17 protein-coding genes are annotated in these 19,381 nt (G+C 38.3%); 14 read left to right on the top strand and 3 right to left on the bottom strand.

The genetic code is table 11. The features are described 5' to 3' along the window. Positions 1-7 precede the first annotated feature (7 nt). Positions 8-838, bottom strand: a complete 831-nt coding sequence (gene gloB, locus H4J69_RS10160) for a hydroxyacylglutathione hydrolase (RefSeq protein WP_310733601.1) — start codon at positions 836-838, stop codon at positions 8-10. 71 nt (positions 839-909) lie between these two features. Here gloB and H4J69_RS10155 point away from each other — a divergent pair, with 71 nt between their 5' ends. Next, positions 910-1,656 (top strand): class I SAM-dependent methyltransferase, encoded by a 747-nt coding sequence (locus H4J69_RS10155; protein ID WP_182214329.1) that lies wholly within the window; start codon positions 910-912, stop codon positions 1,654-1,656. A gap of 31 nt (positions 1,657-1,687) precedes the next feature. Then, complete coding sequence (locus H4J69_RS10150) at positions 1,688-2,449, top strand: Nif3-like dinuclear metal center hexameric protein (protein WP_220465294.1); 762 nt, start codon at positions 1,688-1,690, stop codon at positions 2,447-2,449. Positions 2,450-3,082: 633 nt separating this feature from the next. Here the strand turns inward: H4J69_RS10150 and H4J69_RS10145 are convergent. Further along, positions 3,083-3,838 (bottom strand): ElyC/SanA/YdcF family protein, encoded by a 756-nt coding sequence (locus H4J69_RS10145; RefSeq protein ID WP_182244447.1) that lies wholly within the window; start codon positions 3,836-3,838, stop codon positions 3,083-3,085. Between the two features lie 109 nt (positions 3,839-3,947). Here H4J69_RS10145 and H4J69_RS10140 point away from each other — a divergent pair, with 109 nt between their 5' ends. Then, positions 3,948-4,241, top strand: a complete 294-nt coding sequence (locus H4J69_RS10140) for a hypothetical protein (protein WP_182214333.1) — start codon at positions 3,948-3,950, stop codon at positions 4,239-4,241. Positions 4,242-4,297: 56 nt separating this feature from the next. Here the strand turns inward: H4J69_RS10140 and H4J69_RS10135 are convergent, their stop codons facing one another. Further along, on the bottom strand, positions 4,298-5,356 hold the full coding sequence (locus H4J69_RS10135; protein WP_182244448.1) for an alkene reductase: 1,059 nt from the start codon (positions 5,354-5,356) through the stop codon (positions 4,298-4,300). 144 nt (positions 5,357-5,500) lie between these two features. Between H4J69_RS10135 and H4J69_RS10130 the strand changes: the two genes are divergently transcribed. The 11 genes from H4J69_RS10130 (at position 5,501) to H4J69_RS10080 (ending at position 19,339) form a co-directional block, all read left to right on the top strand. Further along, positions 5,501-6,082 (top strand): TetR/AcrR family transcriptional regulator, encoded by a 582-nt coding sequence (locus H4J69_RS10130; protein ID WP_182244449.1) that lies wholly within the window; start codon positions 5,501-5,503, stop codon positions 6,080-6,082. Between the two features lie 65 nt (positions 6,083-6,147). Further along, positions 6,148-7,251, top strand: coding sequence for an efflux RND transporter periplasmic adaptor subunit (locus H4J69_RS10125; RefSeq protein ID WP_157471051.1), 1,104 nt, complete (start codon positions 6,148-6,150; stop codon positions 7,249-7,251). Positions 7,252-7,287: 36 nt separating this feature from the next. Continuing rightward, entirely contained in the window at positions 7,288-10,347 is a 3,060-nt protein-coding gene (locus tag H4J69_RS10120; RefSeq protein ID WP_182222142.1) for an efflux RND transporter permease subunit, read from the top strand. Further along, positions 10,341-11,009 (top strand): response regulator transcription factor, encoded by a 669-nt coding sequence (locus H4J69_RS10115; protein ID WP_182244450.1) that lies wholly within the window; start codon positions 10,341-10,343, stop codon positions 11,007-11,009. The genes H4J69_RS10120 and H4J69_RS10115 overlap by 7 nt, the downstream gene beginning before the upstream one ends. Before the next feature lie 47 nt (positions 11,010-11,056). Next, complete coding sequence (locus H4J69_RS10110; RefSeq protein ID WP_182244451.1) at positions 11,057-12,388, top strand: HAMP domain-containing sensor histidine kinase; 1,332 nt, start codon at positions 11,057-11,059, stop codon at positions 12,386-12,388. Between the two features lie 388 nt (positions 12,389-12,776). Then, positions 12,777-13,457 carry a TorF family putative porin gene (locus tag H4J69_RS10105; RefSeq protein WP_182214343.1) on the top strand — a complete coding sequence of 227 codons (681 nt, stop codon included), beginning with the start codon at positions 12,777-12,779 and terminating at the stop codon, positions 13,455-13,457. A gap of 9 nt (positions 13,458-13,466) precedes the next feature. After that, entirely contained in the window at positions 13,467-14,201 is a 735-nt protein-coding gene (locus tag H4J69_RS10100; protein WP_182244452.1) for an ABC transporter substrate-binding protein, read from the top strand. A 153-nt stretch (positions 14,202-14,354) separates the two neighbouring features. Then, positions 14,355-15,104 (top strand): ABC transporter substrate-binding protein, encoded by a 750-nt coding sequence (locus H4J69_RS10095; protein ID WP_182244453.1) that lies wholly within the window; start codon positions 14,355-14,357, stop codon positions 15,102-15,104. A gap of 17 nt (positions 15,105-15,121) precedes the next feature. Further along, positions 15,122-16,615, top strand: a complete 1,494-nt coding sequence (locus H4J69_RS10090) for a methyl-accepting chemotaxis protein (protein WP_182214348.1) — start codon at positions 15,122-15,124, stop codon at positions 16,613-16,615. A 389-nt stretch (positions 16,616-17,004) separates the two neighbouring features. Then, positions 17,005-18,783 (top strand): ABC transporter ATP-binding protein/permease, encoded by a 1,779-nt coding sequence (locus H4J69_RS10085; RefSeq protein WP_182244454.1) that lies wholly within the window; start codon positions 17,005-17,007, stop codon positions 18,781-18,783. Then, the gene (locus H4J69_RS10080) at positions 18,776-19,339 is read left to right on the top strand and encodes a DUF1415 domain-containing protein (protein ID WP_220467870.1); all 564 of its coding nucleotides are present in this window, start codon (positions 18,776-18,778) and stop codon (positions 19,337-19,339) included. Before H4J69_RS10085 ends, H4J69_RS10080 begins: the two co-directional genes overlap by 8 nt. The last annotated feature ends 42 nt before the right edge of the window (positions 19,340-19,381 follow it).

The following is a 19,381-nucleotide window of genomic DNA, read 5'->3' as shown; positions in this document are numbered from 1 at the left end:
TCTCGGCTTAGAATTCATTCTTCCACTGCCTAATAACGGTGAAGGTTGCTAAGGTATTTATTGAGTTTTTACCACTATAATCAACAGCGCTTTCGATGATTTCTTGTTGTTGGCAACGTAAAAACGGATTGATTTTTTTCTCAAGTAAAATAGAACTAGGAATGGTGGGAATATTTTTTGCTCGTCGTTCTACTACTTGATTGTAATAGTGAACGAGTTCAGCGTTATTTGGCTCAACCGCTAAAGCAAACTTTAAATTGGCTAAAGTGTATTCGTGCGCGCAGTAAACATGTGTTCGATCGGGTAAGTCGGTTAAACGGGTTAAAGCGCTCAACATCTGTTTTGGTGACCCTTCAAATATCCGTCCACAGCCGCCTGAGAATAAAGTATCACCACAAAAAACAGCATCACCAGTGTAATAACCAATATGATCTAAGGTGTGCCCAGCGAGATCAATGACTTCAAAAGAAGTTTCAAGCGCAGGAATATCGATGATTTGCTTAGCGACTACCCGTACATCAACATTGGTTATCTTTTCATTTTCAGGCGCGTAAACAGTAAGTGGCCAGTTCTTATTTTTACAGTAGCTCTTTAACTCAGCAACACCACCGGTATGATCAGCATGATGATGGGTGATTAAAATAGCACATAGCTGTAAATTATTTTCCTCTAAATAAGTAATGCAAGGTTTAGCATCTCCGGGATCGACCAGAGCAATGGGTTTTAGCGTTTTATTATCGGTCACGTTTACTTCATGAGAGGTTATTGCCCAAAAATAATTGTCGGTAAAAGCGGGGATTGCCGTAATCAAAATTGGCTTTAGTGTTTGACTTTGCACGTTAAATCGTCCTCAATGAAGGTAGAGTAAGTAGTATACCCGTAAACGAACTAAAAAGGCGTATCTAACTGATGAAACCTGCTTTGGGCTATCGACAACCCCATTACCCAAAATCTTGGCAAGCTTTACCAAACGGCGAGGTCATTGTTAAAGAAATTGAACAAGTGTTAGCGCCGTGGTGGCCAAAATTTTTTGGTTATCATCTATTAAAAATTGGTGCACTCAGTGGTCATATTGACAGCTCAAGCTGTACAATTAAACATCAAATAAATTTAGTCGAGCGAAAACAAACCGGCGATATTATTGCTGATGTAGATGATTTACCCTTTTTAGAACATAGCATTGATGTTTGTTTACTTAGTCACGCCTTAGAATTTTCACTTGACCCTCACCATGTAGTGCGAGAAGCAAACCGAGTATTGATCCCTAATGGTTACTTAGTTATTACTGGTTTTAACCCTTTTAGTTTAGCGGGACTTAATAAATTTATTCCCTATCGTAAACATAACACTCCGTGGAACGAACGTTTTTTTTCGGCAATGCGAGTGAAAGATTGGCTGCATTTAATGGGCTATGAAATATTAGTTGATGAAAAAGTTATTTATTCTTCTTTATCGGGACGTTTAAGCCAAGGTAAAATTGTTCAACTTTGGCAAAAAATTGCCAGTGACTTCTTACCTAATTTAGGGTCTATCTATGTCTTAGTGGCCAAAAAACGTGTTCACCCGTTAACGCCTATTAAGCCTAAATGGGCGATAAGGCCGAAGTTTAAACAGGTAGAAGTGCCTAGTATGAATTCATCACATAAAATTAACTAACTTTTAAGTTCCTAACAAAGAGAATACAGTAATGATCCATCGTAATGATTTAGAGCAGCACCTAAATGCCTTGCTAAAGCCTGAACAAATTAAAGACTTTTGTCCTAATGGTTTACAAGTTCAGGGCAGTGATCAAATCCATAAAATTGTCACGGGCGTAACCGCAACACAAGCGTTAATTGCCAGAGCTATTGATGAAAAAGCAGATGCTTTAGTGGTACACCATGGTTTTTTTTGGAAAAATGAATCTTATGTTATTCGTGGCATGAAATATCAACGAATTAAGGCGCTGCTTGATCACAATATAAGCTTATTTGCCTACCATTTGCCGCTTGATATTCATCCGGTATTAGGAAATAACGCTCAGCTTGCTCAATTATTTGAAATAAATAATGTCCAACCTCTAGAAGTTGGCAATCCTTTAAGTGTCGCTGTACGTGGTGAGTTCTCACATCATATTTCAGGTGATGAACTGAGTACACGTATCTCCCAGCAACTATCGAGAAATTGCTTGCATATTACACCACCGTCTAATAAAAAAATAAAAACAGTTGCTTGGTGCAGTGGTGGCGGACAAAATTATATCGAGCTTGCTGCAGAGCAGGGCATTGACGCATTTATTAGTGGCGAAATTTCAGAGCAAACGACCCATGTTGCAACAGAAATGGATATTCATTTTTTTGCTGCTGGCCATCATGCAACCGAGCGTTATGGCGCTAAAGCGTTGGCAAAACATCTTGAAAAAGAATTATCAATACCGACAGTTTTTATTGATATTGATAACCCTGCGTAGAGAATATACCCAGCCGTAATGATTAAACCCTACGTCATCCAGAATGCACCCCATTCGACATATGAACCCCCGAACGTCATATGACTCTCCATCCGTCATATGACCCCCCTTCCGTCATCCTGAATTTATTTCAGTATCAGTATGGCGGCGGAGAATACAAAGACCAGATACTGAAACGAGTTCAGCATGACGGGCGAAGAACATAAAGCCCAGATACTGAATGCACCTCAAGCGTCATATGAGCCCCCATCCGTCATCCTGAATTTATTTCAGGATCTCGTATTTCATAGAACAAAGACCAGATACTGAATGCACCCCATTCGACATATGAACCCCCATCCGTCATGCTGAATTTATTTCAGTATCAGTATGACAGCGGAGAACACAAAGACCAGATACAGAATGCACCCCATTCGTCATATGAGCCCCCATCCGTCATCCTGAATTTATTTCAGGATCTCGTATTTCATGGCACAAAGACCAGATACTGAATGCACCCCATTGGTCATATGAGCCCCTTCCGTCATCCTGAATTTATTTCAGGATCTCGTCGTTCATAACATAAAGACCAGATACAGAAACCGTCATGCTGAATGTATTTCAGTATCAGCATAACAGCAATATAAGCCGCTACTAGCTCTTTAACCACTGAACCACGCGGCCTATGCTCTCATACCAGGCATGAGTTGTTTGTTCTAAATTTTTTGGCTTAGGGATATAATCTTGCCAATATTTTTCGTCATTCATTCCTTTTGTCCATTTACCTGCGGGGGCGGCGATGGGGTTAATACCTTCTCGTTGGAAGTACTTAATTGCACGCGGCATGTGGTCAGAATTAGTTACTAAGACAACGTTTTTTCCACTGACCCTTGGCGCCATTAATTGTGCTTCTTCTTCGGTATCTTGTGCAAATCCCTCAACAATTATTTTTCTCTCAGCAACACCTAACAGCATTGCGGCTTGCTTAACCTTCTCGGCATTACTTGTTTCGTCATTACCGGCATAACCTGAGGTAATTAAGTGCGCTTCAGGGTGAATACGCAGAATACGCATCGCTTCAACGAGTCGTTGCAACGAACAAATACCTAATTCGCTAGTCGCTGGTAATTGAGCATCTGTGGTGTGCTTGCAGCCTAAAATAATAATATAATGAACAGGTTTACTTGAACGTGTGAACGCGGAGTATTGGCTTTCTAGCGGTGCCATAACTAGATTAGCGACCGGACCTAATGAACCTAGCGTTAATAATAAGGTCGCCAAGATTAAGCAGCTATAACTGAATCTCTTTTTATATTGATAAAAAATAATAGCTAATACCAATAATAGTATGACGATACTTAACGGCATGATCAGCGCGCTAATAATTTTTTTAAGTAAAAATAGATCCATAGTAATTAATCTTAGCTCGTTGTATATTTGAAAAATTATTCGAGATTATAATCATCATTGATGGATATACCAAGTGAAGTCATTGATTGATCACCTAGTGAGAGTTTACATGTCATATTGTTATGAGGTTGCCGTATTTTCTGTTAGTAAAGAAAATCAACAAAGAGTGATTGAATTAAGTCAGTTATTGTTTGAAGAAATGAACAAGGAAAGAGCCGTCTTAATATCACATCGTATATTAAGTAAGACCGATAATGATGAAGAAATTTGTTGGCAATTAGTTTGGTTAGATGAAGCAGCGGTTGAAGAAAATGCTAAAAAGTGGGCTACTTTTCCTAGCAGTGCAGAGCTAGAGTCACTGGTTGGATCACGGCTTTATTACGGACATTTTTTAGCGATTTAAATTTAGGGTAAGTGACTAAAAAAAGCGAAGCAAGTTATGCTTCGCTTAGCTATTATTTAAATTAAGCTGGTTAACATTTCGGCATTATATTCAACCAAACCTTCACCCGCTCGCACTTTAGCGACGTAATCAGCATTAGCAATAAAAGGTCGTCCGATTGCGACTAAGTCAAACTTATTATCGGCAATGGCATCACTGGCAGTATCTGGAGTATAACTGCCTACACCCACTAATGTTTTAGTGTAGTTGGCGCGGATATAACTTGATGCTTGGCCATCTAAATAATCGAAGACCATAGAATCATCAAAAATACCTAAATGTAAAAATGCCAGATCACGCTGTTCAAGTTCAGTCAGTAAGTGATCAAATACTTGGCGGTCTCTTCCATCCCCAGACATAAAGAAATAGGCACCTGGGCTTATTCTTAATGCCGTTCTATCTTTACCAATGCTGGCAATAACCGCATCAACAACCGCTAACGGAAAACGTGTCATGTTTTCTGGTGTTTCGCCGTATTCATCGGTGCGACGGTTGCTGTCGTAATGAAGGAACTGGTCAATTAAATAGCCGTTAGCACCATGAATCTCGACACCGTCAAAACCTGCTTCGATAGCATTTTTTGCCGCTTGAGCAAAGTCTGCTATTAACTGCTCAATCTCTTGATGAGTAACAGCTCTTGGCACTTGATAGTTTAAATCGCGCATTCTCGGTACTGTGCCTTCAACACCTACCGCCGATGGCGCTAAAACGTCACTAGAGCCATTATTATTGTGCTCAAAGAAGTGAGGATGAGCAACTCGGCCGGTGTGCCAAAGTTGAGCAAATATTTTACCGCCCTTATCGTGAACTGTCTTGGTGACAAATTTCCAAGCATTGACTTGTTCTTGGGTAAATAAGCCCGGTGTATTTGGATTACCTTGACCATCAGGACGGATTATCGTTGCTTCAGAAATGATTAAACCGGCTTCTGCTCTGCGGCCATAATATTCGGCCATTGCTACCGTAGGCACTAAGTTATCATCGGCCATACAGCGGGTTAATGGCGCCATTAATATACGGTTGTTTAAAGTGATGGTGTCATTTAGTGCATAAGGTTGGAATAAATTATCAGTCATTAATTATCTCTATTAATTGATTTTTTTCTTGAATATGCGTTCAAGATAACGTTATTTGAACAATCATTCAAGTATTATTTTTGAATGATTGTTCAAAATTAAGTATCATGTCGTTATCTAGTAGATAAATGAAAAGTGGTGATCATGAGAAATGCTGAGTTCGACCGAGAAAAAGTACTAAGAGCAGCGATGAGCTTATTTCTGGAAAAAGGCTATAGCAAAACAAGTATGCCTGATTTAAAAGAAGTGACAGGGTTACATCCAGGTTCAATTTATTGTGCATTTGAGAATAAACGCGGTTTACTGTTAGCCGCTATCGCCCAGTATAAAGCTGACCGTAATGCCGAATTTTCACAGTTTTTTTTAAGTGACGAGACCATTCTTGCACAATTAAAAAAATATTTAGACCATATGGTCAATGAGTGTGTTAGCGGTGACCCCGCGAAAGGCTGCTTATTTATTAAAACCCTTTACGAGTCAACAGAAGAAGATCAAGAAGTACAAGCCGTTATTGCCGACAATGTTTTACAATGGCAACAAGCGCTAGCTGATAAGTTTTTGCAAGCACAAGCAGCGAAAGAATTATCATTAAATAAAAAGAGTGAACACTTAGCGCAATTTTTAATCATGGGGATTTATGGTTTACGCACTTTTGCTCAATCAAATCCAGATCCAGAGACATTAAAAGCGTTAGCAGAGCAATTATTTAACAGTATTGATAATTAACCGGTCGTTAACTGTAAAGCCGCTATAATAGCCTTATTATTGCAGTTTTTTTCATGGAGTTTTGTATGCGTTTATTTTTATTAGCTTTTTCTATTATCACGGTACTCTCAGGGTGTGGTAAAGAAGAGCAGCCTTTTGAAGAAGTTATTCGTCCTATTGCATGGCAAGAAGTTCAGCAAACCTCATTTGACCAAGTGCGTCGTTTGTCTGGCACTATTTACCCGGTTGAAGAAGCTAATTTAAGTTTTGAGGTTGGTGGAAAAATACAATGGATAAAAGTAAAACTCGGTGATGAAGTTAAGCGAGGCGATGCCCTAGCGCGTTTAGACCAACGAAACTTTAATTTGAGTCGTCAATCAGCACAAGCAAACCTACAAAAAAGCTATGCCGCACTATCTGAAACTGAAAATGAATATAAACGTTACGCCGAGTTATCAGCCAAAGGTTTAGTGTCAAAGTCTGGCTTTGATAATGCCAAAGCAGCTTTTGAGTCAGCAAGCAGTGCCGTAAACATTGCTAAAACTCAACTTGATATCGCCAATAAAGATTTAAGTGATTCAATATTAACGGCCCCTTACAATGGTAAAATAACGAAACGTCTTAGCGAACCTTCTATGCAAATTTCTCCGGGCCAAGCCATTTTTCAAATTGAAGGTGACGATGGTTTAGAGGTGCAAGTCATGGTCCCCGAAACGATGATCAGAGATTTATCTAAAGGAAGCGAAATTGATATTCATTATCCCGCGTTTCCCGGCTTAAACAGTAAAGGCACAATCGCAGAAATTAGTTCTCGCGCCGCTACAGCTAATGCATTTCCGGTGACTATTCTTATTAATTCTGAAACAAAAAATTTGCGAGCAGGCATGACAGCCGAAGTTGACTTTACCTTTCAAGGTATTGGACGAACGGGTTATCAAGGTAAAGCTTTTCGTCTCCCTATTGCAGCACTGGCAGCAGATGAAGGACAAAAGTCGTATGTATTTGTTTATAACGTTGAACAACAAATTTTACAAAAACGTATGGTGCAAACAGAAAGTATTTTAAACAATGAAGTCTTGGTTTCTGCTGGCTTATCGTCAGGAGAAATTATTGCGATTGCCGGTGTCTCGTTTTTACGTGATGGCCAGTCGGTTCGGTTGCTTGATAAGCATGTAAAGCGTTTTAATTAATCACGTTCCCGTATAACTTGAAATTTAGAGACTTTTATGAATTTAACTAAAATTGCTTTTACCTACCGAAAGTCCATTTTAATGGTACTTGCCTTATTATTGATCAACGGTGTTTTTGCTTATTTAACCTTACCAGCACAAGAAAACCCAACAATAACTATACGTAAAGCCATTGTTACCACTTCATACCCAGGCATGGCCCCCGAACGTGTTGAACAATTAATCACGCGTGCCATTGAAAAAGAAATTAGAAAAATTCCTGAAGTTGAAAAACTTACATCGACCTCAATGACGGGACAATCGGTCATTCATGTTGAAATTTACGATCGCTATTTTAATTTAGATAATATTTGGCAAGATTTACGTAATAAAGTTAAACAAGCGCAATTGAATTTGCCAGAAGGGACTAGTCCTCCTTTTGTTAATGACTCATTTGGTGACGTATCTGTTGTCACTTTAGCCTTAACCGCTGACGGTTTTGACTTAGGTGAAATGTATGATATTTCTAAACATATTCGTGACAATTTATACAGTGTTGCCGGTACTAAAAAGGTTGATATTATCGGCGTTCAAGCTGAGCGAATATACCTTGAAGTAAAAACAGCTAAACTCGCTCAATTGGGTATTTCACCGCGTAGCATTATTAGTGAACTACAAAATCAAAATATTATTAGTCCAGGTGGACAAATCGATACGGGTTTACGTTCCATAGTGGTTGAACCAACGGGTAATTTTTCTTCACTGGAAGAAATAGGTAATACTCATATTAGGATCACCGGGACTGACGATACCATCGCGCTAAAAGATATTGTTAGCCTGCGCCGGGGCTTTATTGATCCGCCAGATAAACCTGCCTACTTTAATGGCGAACCCGCTATTATGTTTGGGGTTTCCATGCTGCAAAAATATAACTTATTGGAATATGCGCCAAGAGTTAAAAATATGGTCACCAATATTGAAAATACTTTACCGATTGGTTACAAAATCAATATTGCAACTTATCAAGCGGATCAAGTACAGAAATCTATTGAAGGGGTCTCAATCAATGTAATACAAACACTGGTGATTGTATTATTGGTTGTTATTTACTTTTTAGGTTTACGTACCGGTTTAATTGTTGGCTCAATTGTACCTTTTGTGATGCTAACCACATTAGCTATTATGAAGTTCTCTGGTATGACGTTAGAGAAAATGAGCTTAGCAACACTTATCATTGCCTTGGGTTTATTGGTTGATAATGGAATTGTTATCGCTGAAGACTTTAAACGAAGAATTGAACAAGGTATAGACCGCTTTGATGCCATGTGCCAGGGCGGTAAAGAACTTGCCATGCCATTACTCAGTTCATCGGTAACCACTATTTTATTTTTCTTACCCTTAATGCTTGCCGAGCATGTGGCGGGTGAATTCACCCGCTCAGTTTCCCTGGTTATACTGATAACGTTGATGACCAGTTGGGTTTTAGCTTTATGTGTTACTCCAACGCTTTGTTATTTCTTTATCAAAGCTGAAAATAAGGGGTCGGCAACAACAGATAAACCCACTGAAAATTCAACGAAATTCTATCAAATATATGAAAAATTTCTTCATTGGGTTTTAGCACATAAAGCCATTTTTATGACCTTGATGGTCGTCACCTTAATCGTATCTTTAAGTGGCTTTGGCTTACTAAAAAAACAATTCTTTCCTGACTCTGACCGAACTCAGGTGATGATGTACATTGACCTACCTAATGGGACTTCGGCAAGAGAAACTAATCGTCAAATGCAAGAGGTGTTTACTTGGTTAGATGATAAGACGAGTTTTCCTGAGATCAGTAACTATTCGGGGTATTCTGGTTTTAACGGACCGCGTTTTGTATTAACACTTAATCCAGAAGATCCCGCTAATAATAAAGGGTTTGTCGTCATTAATGTTAAAGATGAGACAAAAATTAATACTTTTGTTAATAAATTACATAACGGTATTATTGAAAACTTCCCCAATGTGTCTGGACGCGTTAAGCGGATGTTTGCGGGCCCTTCAGATTCAAGCACAATAAGTATTCAAGTAAAAGGTCCTGATAAAGACATTTTATATGAAAAAGCTAAAGAAATTATGAGCGTTTTACAAGCGGTCCCTCATACTAAAAATGTGCGTACCGATTGGGAAAATCGTATTGTTAAGATGCAAGTTAAAATTGATCAACATCGTGCCCGTCGAGCCGGTGTTACCTCTTCTGACGTAGCTACCGCCTTACAAGGCTACTTTAGCGGCGCTAATGTTACTGAATATCGTGATGGCGATGATATTATTCCCGTGGTGTTTCGCGCAGAAGAAGAAGAGCGTTTTAATCTAGATAGGCTGCGTACCGTTTCAATATTTTCTAATCAAACTGGATCATCAGTGCCGTTATTTCAAGTGGCAGACTTTATTCCAGTTAATCAGTATGCAAAAATTCAACGTGAGAACATGTTTACCACTATCACGATTGAAGCCAGTAATACCCAAATGACAGCGGAAGATCTAAAGGGGGTTATTGACGGCGATATTCAAGCATTAAAAAAAGATTTACCCGTTAACCATTTAATTGAATACGACGGTGTTATTGTCCAGTCTAAAGAAGCGCAACAAGCTCTTGGGGCTAGTATGCCGATGGTTATTGGTTTGGTGCTAATTTTATTGGTTATGCAATTTAATTCATTCCGCCGAGCGTCAATTATTGTGCTGACTATTCCCTTATCACTGATAGGGACGGTTGTTGGTTTATTAGTCATGAATGCGCCTTTTGGATTTATGGTCACCTTAGGTATTTATAGTTTGGCAGGTATTATTATTAATAATGCGATTGTCTTAATTGACCGAATTGAAATTGAACGAGCCACAGGGCAAAGTGACTATCAAGCCATTGTTAATTCGTGTTTAACACGGTTACGCCCAATAACGATGACAACCGTTACCACCATTATGGGGTTATTACCGTTATTGATAGACCCAATGTCAATGTTTTATGGTATGGCAACCGTATTAGCATTCGGCTTAGGCGTTGGCACAATTTTAACCTTAGCGGTTGTACCTGTTTTATATGCCAGTTTCTTTAAGATCAGTCGATGCTAGTTCATGTACTGTTAGTTGAAGATGATCTTGATTTAGCGACAACAATTATTGATTATCTTGAATTAGAAGGCATAACCTGTGATCACGCAGCTAACGGTGTTGCTGGCTTAGCATTGCTCAGTAATCACCACTTTGATGTGATGATCCTCGATGTGAATATGCCGCGCATGGACGGTTTAACCGTCTGCAAAAAAATGCGCGAGCAAGGAAATAGTACGGCGATTTTGATGTTGACCGCTCGAGATACCTTAGATGATAAACTGGCTGGCTTTGCGGCAGGATCAGATGATTACTTGGTTAAACCGTTTGAAATGCAAGAGCTGATTGCCCGTATTCAGGTGTTAGCAAATCGCCGCAGTGGTCAAACAAACCGATTATCACTGTTCGGTCTTGACGCTGATTTTGGCGCTAAAACATTAAAACGGCAACAACGTACGTTACAATTGTCACCAACAGGTTGGAAAATTCTTGAAGTACTGATGCGAAAATCACCTGAGGTTGTTTCAAAAAAACAACTGTTACAAGCTGTTTGGGGTAATGAACAACCAGACAGTGATAGTTTGAAAGTCCATTTGTTTAAATTGAGACAACAAGTCGATACCAGCAATGAAAGTAAGCTTATTCATACGGTGGCGGGACAAGGTTTTGTTTTTCGTGCATGATGAGATTAATGAACATTATAATAGCTACTTTATAGTTAATAATTGATATGAGTAAAACTAAGAAAAAACCACAAACCCTTCGTCGATACGTCTTAAAAGTACAAAGCATGATTGCCTTAATTATCGTGCTTAGTTACACCTTAGTGATTAACTTTTATTTTATTCATGGGCTTGATGAAGCTAACTTTCAGGATCTTCATTTAGAAAGTAATGATTTTGCACGTCAATATCAAAAAAACATCGATCATCCACTGCCTAATAACATTCACTTCCAAGGTTTTTTAGATTGGAAAAGTCTTCCCGTCGAAGTACGAGAGCATTTTGCTGCCTTTGAAAATGTAAAAAAAATGGCGATGGATAACATTAGACTTTTCAGTGAAGACACTTTTATTTCATGGCCAGAGCAGGCTATATTTGTTATTGCACAGCCCTTATTTGATGGTAAAATTTTTTATTTAGTACGAAAAATAAATATTAAACAATATGATGCCTTAAGCCAAATGGGTATCAGTAAAATGTTCCAGCTAACGTGGCCAATCGCATTAATTTTTTTATTAGTGATGCATTTTTCTGTCCAGTTATTGCTTAAACGAACGTTAACACCCTTTTACCGTATTGGTGATTGGGTTGAAAGTTTAACCCTTGAAAATGTTGAGCAAGACACACCAAACTTTGAATTCTATGAATTAACAGCGATTGCAGTTCAACAACAAAAAGCGCTATTAAGGCTCAGTGCTATGCTTGGTAAAGAACAAGATTTTTTACGCCATGCAAGTCATGAATTACGAACCCCAATAGCGGTTGTTAAAAGTAACAGTGAATTATTAACCCGAATATTCTCTAGCGAAAATAATAAAGACAAAGGTGAACAGTCTTTAGCCCGAATCAGTAGGGCAGCACTCAATATGCAACACACCACAGAAACACTATTATGGCTCAGCCAGGAACACTCCATAGAACAAAGCAATCAACAAACATTGGCTTTAGTCGAAATAGACTTAAACTTGATGATTAACAACTTGGTTGAAGATAACGCGTACTTATTACAAAGTAAAAAAGTTAAAATAACACTTAAATTGACGCCTACTCATATTAAGGTACTTGAAACACCTTGTCGCTTGATCCTCAACAATCTAATTCGCAATGCATTTCAATATACAGCAGAAGGCGAAGTTATTATTCAATGTAGCCAAGGCCTAGTTATCGTTGAAAATATTAATATAAGTGAAGGTGACTTTGATCACAGTGGTGCTGATTACGGCTATGGTTTAGGTTTAAGGTTAGTTGATAAAATCGTCAATAAAATGCATTGGTCATATCAAAATAATGATGCAAGTGGTGGCCGTAAAGCGACTGTTGATTTTCGAACCTCTATTTAACTATTTAACTATTTAACTATTTAACAAACTAACTTCATCTTTATCGAGATAGGTTAATATCTTGGCATTTTAGATAAATGGCCTCTAGGGAAAGTCACACAAACTTATCACACCCTATTCATCGCGGAGTTGATGACTAGATAATAACATCGATATCGACTAACTATTATCAATGCAAACTAACATAAAGTAGCATTAATACAGCAATTACCTAATACCAATACGACTTAAATAACTCATCTGCTAACATTTATTGCCGTAATCACCATACAAGTTCTTCACCATCAATGAGTTGAGTTAGCCCATCTACTTATTAATATCAGTAAAATATTGTTATTAAGCGATCAGTGACTATAATTTTATAGATATCTTTTATAGGATTAACTTAATGAAAAAACATTTAATATTAGTAACAACTTTACTTACCATGTCTTCACCTGCGTTCGCTGACTGGTCATCAACCGTTACAGTAGCAAGCGATTATCTTTTTAATGGTGTTAGTCAAACAGATGAGGGCCCAGCACTTCAAGGTAGTCTTGATTGGTCTGGTGCGGGGGGTTGGTATGCGGGTGGTTGGGCGTCAAATGTTGATTTTGGTGATGATACGAATATAGAAGCAGATGTTTATCTCGGTTATTACACCGCAGTAAATGATAACGTTAATCTTGATGTTGGCGTTGCTCAATATACTTATAACGGCGCAAGCTATAGTTCTGACGGTAACTATACTGAGATATATACTAAATGGAATTTCGGCGCTACCGATTTAAACTTTTGGTATGCTTGGGATTACTTTGGAACAGGGGCAGGTCATTACATTGTTATGTTAAATCATACCTTTACCATTAATGATGAGTTAACTTTATTAGTGGGTATTGACAGGTCGAGTAGTTTAGATGATGACAAATGGCAATGGGAGCCCGGTAGTGACAGTTATAACCACTGGCAAGTCACCAGTAACTTTAGTACCAATGGTTTTGATTTTTCATTAGGGCTGCACGGCACTGATTTAGATACTTATGGCGATACCACACTATTGCTTACCGTTGCTCGTACATTTCAGTTTTAGGAGATAGCCATGTTTAATAAAGTCATAAAAATTATATTAATTTTGTCTTTTAGCACACCCGCATTTAGCGACACCGTCCATCTAACCTCGTTAACTTGGCCGCCATATTCAGGAAAGGCTTTAAATGAGCAAGGTGCTTCAGTTGCTGTAGCTAAAGCAGCGTTTAAGGCAATGGGACATGAGTTGAAGGTTGATTTTTTCCCTTGGAGCCGTGCTGTAAAGCTTGCATCGGAACCAGACTCAAAATATGCAGGTTATTTTCCTGAGTATTACTATGAGTCAAATGAGTTTTCATTTTCTAATCCGATGGGGAAGGGCCCTTTAGGGTTAATTGAAAACAAGAAAAAACCCATAGTATGGTCTGCGGTTAAAGATTTAACGCAATATAAAATTGGCGTAGTTCAAGATTATGTTAATACAGCTGAAGTTGATGCATTAATTGCTAGTGGCGAAATAAAAGCGCAAACCGCTACCTCTGATGAAACCAATATTCGTAAAGTTGCGGGTGGTCGAATCGATGCTGCTGTTATCGATACCAATGTTTTCAGCTACTTACTAGCAAATAGCAAAGACTTAGAAAAGGCGCAAGAACAAGTGCAAATGAATACTAAGTTGTTGACAGAAAAAGAATTGTTCGTAGCCTTTAAAAAGAGTGCAGAAGGTCAGAAATGGTTAGCTATCTATAATGAAGGTTTAAAGAAGATTGATATTACGGCGGTGATGAAAAAATATTTGAATGAATAGGACCTTATGTCAATTATACATAAAGAATAGTTTTTCAGGCTAACTCAATAGATTGTTGTATTTACGCACTTTGTTATTAATGAACATGATAACAGTTGATTAAAAGCAGATGTGCGTAATTCACTCAACTATACATTATACAAGGTTAATACGATGAAACTAGTTATTGGTTTACTTACTATTGCCATTTCACTGCCAGCATCTGCAGCGACAATTACTATTCGTGCGGACGATTGGTTTCCGATGAATGGCGATCCAAATGGCGACAAGCAAGGCTATATGATTGATATGGCTACAGCAATTTTTACAGCAGCAGGACATACAGTTGATTATAAGGTAATGCCATGGGAAAGGGCGATAAACTCGGTTCGTGAAGGTAAGTTTGACTGCGTTGTCGGAGCGTATCCTGAAGATGCACCCGATTTTATTTTTCCTTCTTTGAATTGGGGAATGGATGGTACGGGATATTATGTTAATAATGCATCAACTTGGACATTTACCGGTTTTGATTCGCTATTAACTCAGAAAGTAGGTGTTATTAGTGGTTATGCTTATGGCGAAGAGTTTGACGCGTTAATAAAAAGTCGACCCGATGTTTTTAAAGATGTTTCAGGAACTGATGCTTTGGAAAAAAACTTTAAAAAACTCGTTAATAACCGAATTGATGTTGTCGTTGAATCGGTTTCAGTCGCGAATGCAAAGTTAAAAGAACTTGGTTTTAATGAAGCACTAAAAAGCGCAGGGACTAACGCTGAGAAAGCACCGATTTACATTGCTTGTTCACCTGCAAAGCCGACCAGTAAAATGTACATTGAATTAATCGAGAAAGGTACAGAAACACTTAGAGCATCTGGACAGCTAAAAGATATTCTAAATAAATATGGTCTACAAGACTGGCAGTAAAAAGGTATAAAAATAATATGAACGTTACTAAATCTATATCATTTAAACTTATTTTTTCAGCATTGATTATTGTCACCACACTCGTCATTTCTTTTGGTGTGTATGATTATATGGCACAAAGTAATTTACTGAAAAATAAGCAAATAAATCAACTTTCTTTGGTCGAGTCTCGATTGAAACTTAATTTACCTTCTGCTGTTTGGAATTATGAAGAAGATCAAATGAAGGGTATTTTAAACTCGGAACAACAATCAGAAGACATCGCTTTAATAGAAATAACCAATGAAGATAAAAAAACAATATCTCAATCAAAAGGAAAGAAAACAAACGAAGCGATCACTTTTAAGTTACAACATATTGAGGACGGTCAAAGTACCAGTGTTGGTAATGTTACTTTGTTTATCGATAGTTCTTCAATAGATCTCGAATTGTCATCTTTAGCTTCTCGCATCATTGTTAAAGGAGTATTGCTTGACGTATTTTTAATTTCAGCGATCTACTTTCTATTCGCTAAACTAGTAACGCAGCCTTTAAGTGAAGTTGCCAATGCTTTAGAGAATATTGCGCGTGGAGAAGGCGACCTAACGCAGCGACTACGCGTTAAACGTGAAGACGAAATAGGCCTTGTTGCAGAGTCATTCAACGTCTTTGTAGATAAAATTCAATTACTTGTTCAATCTATTCAATTGTCGGTAAAGCAGACTTCAGAGGTGTCACAAAATGTATATCAAGCTTCTGAGGCCAGTCGTGGGCATTTAGAAAATCAACAGTCTGAAACGGATCAGGTGGCTACCGCCATCACTGAAATGTCAGCGTCAGCAAAAGAAATTGCTAATAATGTTCAGTTAACTGCAGGCTCAGCAGAGCAAGCAAATCAAGATGCACGAGCAGTATCCGCTATTATTAAAGAGTCTATTGAGTCAATAAATGGCTTATCTGATCACCTTAATGAAGCCACTAAGGTGGTTGGTGCGCTTGAGGATGATGTTAAAGGCATTGTTTCAGTCTTAGATGTCATTCGCGGAATTGCCGAACAAACAAACTTATTGGCGTTAAACGCCGCCATTGAAGCGGCTCGTGCTGGAGAGCAAGGGCGTGGTTTTGCTGTGGTTGCCGATGAAGTTAGGGCTTTGGCCAGTCGAACTCAAGAAAGCACTGCACAAATTCAGCAGACCATTGAACGTTTACAATCAGGTGCTAAATCAGCGGTTCATGTTATGGAAGATAGCCAGGTTAAAAGTAAGGCGTCAGTTGAAAATGCACTCAGTTCAGGTGAGTCTATTAGTAGCATTTTAAGCTCTACAGAACAAATTACTGAAATGGCGACGCAAATAGCCTCTGCGGTTGAAGAACAAAGTACTGTTGCAGAAGAGTTAAGCAGTAACGTTAATAGAATTGTTAGCGCAGGTCATAGCAGTTTAGAACAATTAAATGCGATGACAAAAAATTCTCAACTTATGCAAAGTTCTTCAGATGAGCTCAATAAATTAACGCAACAATTTAAAGCTTAACGTAAGGCATTAAATTTTTAGGTACGTATATTTACCGGTATGTGATTCTTTTACTTATCTATTTAAAAGGGGGGAACTTTAAATAACTATGGAGTTCTCCTTCGCTCTTAGAGACGATTAAATGCTGATTATAATTTGCTAACAACAAATTATAATCATTTTTTTTTAGCTGTTTATTTCAGATCAGCGTCATGATTAAAGTGGCGTTATGGATTAGATATGCAGAGACGTACTTAATATACTCAGTTTATAGCTACTACAGTGCGGCAGCGCTTTTTCAATTAAGTGAAAAACAGATGTTGTGTTCACTATGGGTTGATTTTCTTGATTGCTTTAAGTGATTAAAGCCGTTAAAGTTTGCCTAATTCCTACCAGAGTAATATCCCTTAATGCGCAGATCTTCCTACTCGTCACCTGAAAATGCCACCATTAATTGGCGAGTGCTAAAGTCACTTATTCCCTACTTACTCGAATTTAAAGTGCGAATAGGTTTTGCGTTGTTTTGTTTGGTGTTAACTAAACTCGCCAGTGTTTATCTGCCTTTTATCTTAAAAGATATCGTTGACGGACTTGATGCTCAACAAGAAAACAATATTTTCATTGTGCCTTTTGCTTTAGTTGCCGCTTATGGTCTAGTGCGTTTAACTATTGTGCTACTGGCAGAAATACGCGACACCTTATTTGGCCGTGTTACCGAACGAGCGATCCGCCGCATTGGTTTGAAGGTTTTCGAGCACCTCCATCAACTTGACTTAGACTTTCATTTGGACCGCCAGACAGGTGGACTCTCGCGTGACATTGACCGTGGTACGTCTGGGGTTAACTTCTTAATGCGGTTTATGGTTTTTAATATTGTGCCAACCTTACTCGAAATAATTATGGTTATTACCATATTATGGGTGAATTATGGCATTTGGTTTGCGCTGATCACCGGCGTCTCTATTGCCAGCTATATCGCTTACTCGATTTACGCAACAGAATGGCGCACGCGCTACATTAGAGCCGCAAATAAAGCTGACTCATCAAGTAATACTCGTGCAATAGACAGTCTGTTAAATTATGAAACGGTTAAGTATTTTACTAATGAATCATATGAATCAACAGCTTACGACAGTCAATTAGCTGATTGGGAAAAAGCAAAAATGCAAAACCGTTTGTCACTGTTTGCTTTAAATGGTGGTCAGGCCATTATCGTGTCGTTAGCGATGACGGCAATGTTAGCGTTAGCGGCTTATCAAGTGACTCATCAACAAATGACCTTAGGAGACTTTGTCCTGGTTAATGCTTTTATGATGCAATTATTTATCCCTTTAAACTTTTTAGGATTTGTTTATCGAGAAATAAAAGGTTCTTTAGCAAATATTGAGCAAATGTTTACCTTGTTGCAAAAAGTACCTAAGGTTGTTGATGCACAAGATGCCAAAGAATTAGCGATAAGCCATGGTGCTATTAAATTTGATAACGTTAGCTTCTTTTATGATGAGCAAAGACCCATTTTAAAAAATGTTTCATTCGACGTTAAAGCGGGTCAAAAAGTCGCTGTTGTTGGCGAGAGTGGCTCAGGAAAATCGACCTTAGTGAAACTACTTTTTCGTTTTTATGACTGCCAACAAGGCTGTATTAAAATTGACGGCGAAGCCGTAACTGATATTACGCAACATTCCTTGAGAAAGAATATTGGCATCGTGCCACAAGATACGGTGTTATTTAATGAAAGTTTATTTGAAAATGTTAAATATGGCAATGTAAACGCGAGTAATGCACAAGTTGAAGAAGCCGCAAGATTATCGCATTTAAGTCACTTTATTACCTCGTTACCAAAAGGTTTTGATACCGTCGTTGGCGAGCGTGGCTTAAAGCTTTCTGGGGGCGAAAAGCAACGGGTTGCCATTGCCCGGACCATTTTGAAAAATCCTGCTATTTTGGTCTTTGATGAAGCAACGTCGTCACTTGATAGTCACTCAGAGCAAGCTATTTTAAAAGCAATCAAAGAGGTGGCTAAAGATCACACTAGCTTAGTGATAGCTCATCGATTATCAACTATTATTGATGCCGATAATATTATTGTCCTGCACAAAGGGGAAATAATCGAGCAGGGCGACCATCAAACACTACTCACTAAAAAGGGTCATTACGCAACGATATGGCAACTGCAACAAAATGCCTGATAAACAAATGTATGCCGTTGAAATTTCACAAACTAAGCAGTGGCTAGAAGAAATAATTATTGGTTTGAATTTTTGCCCTTTTGCAAAAAAAGAGTTTGTTAATAACACGATACATTATCAAGTTTGCCCAGCAAAAAAGGTCGAACCGGCTTTAGCAGAATTAGCCATAGAATTTGAAAGACTCGTGGCTGACCCCAGCATAGAAACGACTTTATTGATTTTTACTGAAGGCTTTAAAGGTTTTGAAAGCTACCTTGATTTACTCGATGAGGCTAATGAATTGTTGTTCACCTTAGGTCATGAAGGTATCTTTCAACTGGCCAGTTTTCATCCTGATTATTATTTTGAAGGTGAGCCATTCAACGCAGCCTCTAATTATACCAACCGTTCGCCATTACCTACGCTTCATTTAATACGAGAAGCGAGTATGGAAAAGGTACTATCTGTGTATAAAAATCCACAGCAAATACCTGATAATAATATTGCCTTAGCCCAAGAGAAAGGTGCTCATTACTTTCAAAATATATTAAAACGTATTGCTAAATTACACCAATAATTCAGGTGAAAATTTATGCTATTTTCCAATATCAAATCAACT

Origin of the sequence: Colwellia sp. BRX10-9, assembly GCF_014077405.1 — a bacterium.
GTDB lineage: Bacteria > Pseudomonadota > Gammaproteobacteria > Enterobacterales > Alteromonadaceae > Colwellia_A.
This window is presented reverse-complemented; position numbering and strand designations above follow the sequence as displayed.

Coding starts and splice junctions, on each gene's coding strand:
- H4J69_RS10155 (WP_182214329.1), top strand. CDS start 910: ATGAAACCTGCTTTGGGCTATCGACAACCCCATTACCCAAAATCTTGG.
- H4J69_RS10150 (WP_220465294.1), top strand. CDS start 1,688: ATGATCCATCGTAATGATTTAGAGCAGCACCTAAATGCCTTGCTAAAG.
- H4J69_RS10145 (WP_182244447.1), bottom strand. CDS start 3,838: ATGGATCTATTTTTACTTAAAAAAATTATTAGCGCGCTGATCATGCCG.
- H4J69_RS10140 (WP_182214333.1), top strand. CDS start 3,948: ATGTCATATTGTTATGAGGTTGCCGTATTTTCTGTTAGTAAAGAAAAT.
- H4J69_RS10135 (WP_182244448.1), bottom strand. CDS start 5,356: ATGACTGATAATTTATTCCAACCTTATGCACTAAATGACACCATCACT.
- H4J69_RS10130 (WP_182244449.1), top strand. CDS start 5,501: ATGAGAAATGCTGAGTTCGACCGAGAAAAAGTACTAAGAGCAGCGATG.
- H4J69_RS10125 (WP_157471051.1), top strand. CDS start 6,148: ATGCGTTTATTTTTATTAGCTTTTTCTATTATCACGGTACTCTCAGGG.
- H4J69_RS10120 (WP_182222142.1), top strand. CDS start 7,288: ATGAATTTAACTAAAATTGCTTTTACCTACCGAAAGTCCATTTTAATG.
- H4J69_RS10115 (WP_182244450.1), top strand. CDS start 10,341: ATGCTAGTTCATGTACTGTTAGTTGAAGATGATCTTGATTTAGCGACA.
- H4J69_RS10110 (WP_182244451.1), top strand. CDS start 11,057: ATGAGTAAAACTAAGAAAAAACCACAAACCCTTCGTCGATACGTCTTA.
- H4J69_RS10105 (WP_182214343.1), top strand. CDS start 12,777: ATGAAAAAACATTTAATATTAGTAACAACTTTACTTACCATGTCTTCA.
- H4J69_RS10100 (WP_182244452.1), top strand. CDS start 13,467: ATGTTTAATAAAGTCATAAAAATTATATTAATTTTGTCTTTTAGCACA.
- H4J69_RS10095 (WP_182244453.1), top strand. CDS start 14,355: ATGAAACTAGTTATTGGTTTACTTACTATTGCCATTTCACTGCCAGCA.
- H4J69_RS10090 (WP_182214348.1), top strand. CDS start 15,122: ATGAACGTTACTAAATCTATATCATTTAAACTTATTTTTTCAGCATTG.
- H4J69_RS10085 (WP_182244454.1), top strand. CDS start 17,005: ATGCGCAGATCTTCCTACTCGTCACCTGAAAATGCCACCATTAATTGG.
- H4J69_RS10080 (WP_220467870.1), top strand. CDS start 18,776: ATGCCTGATAAACAAATGTATGCCGTTGAAATTTCACAAACTAAGCAG.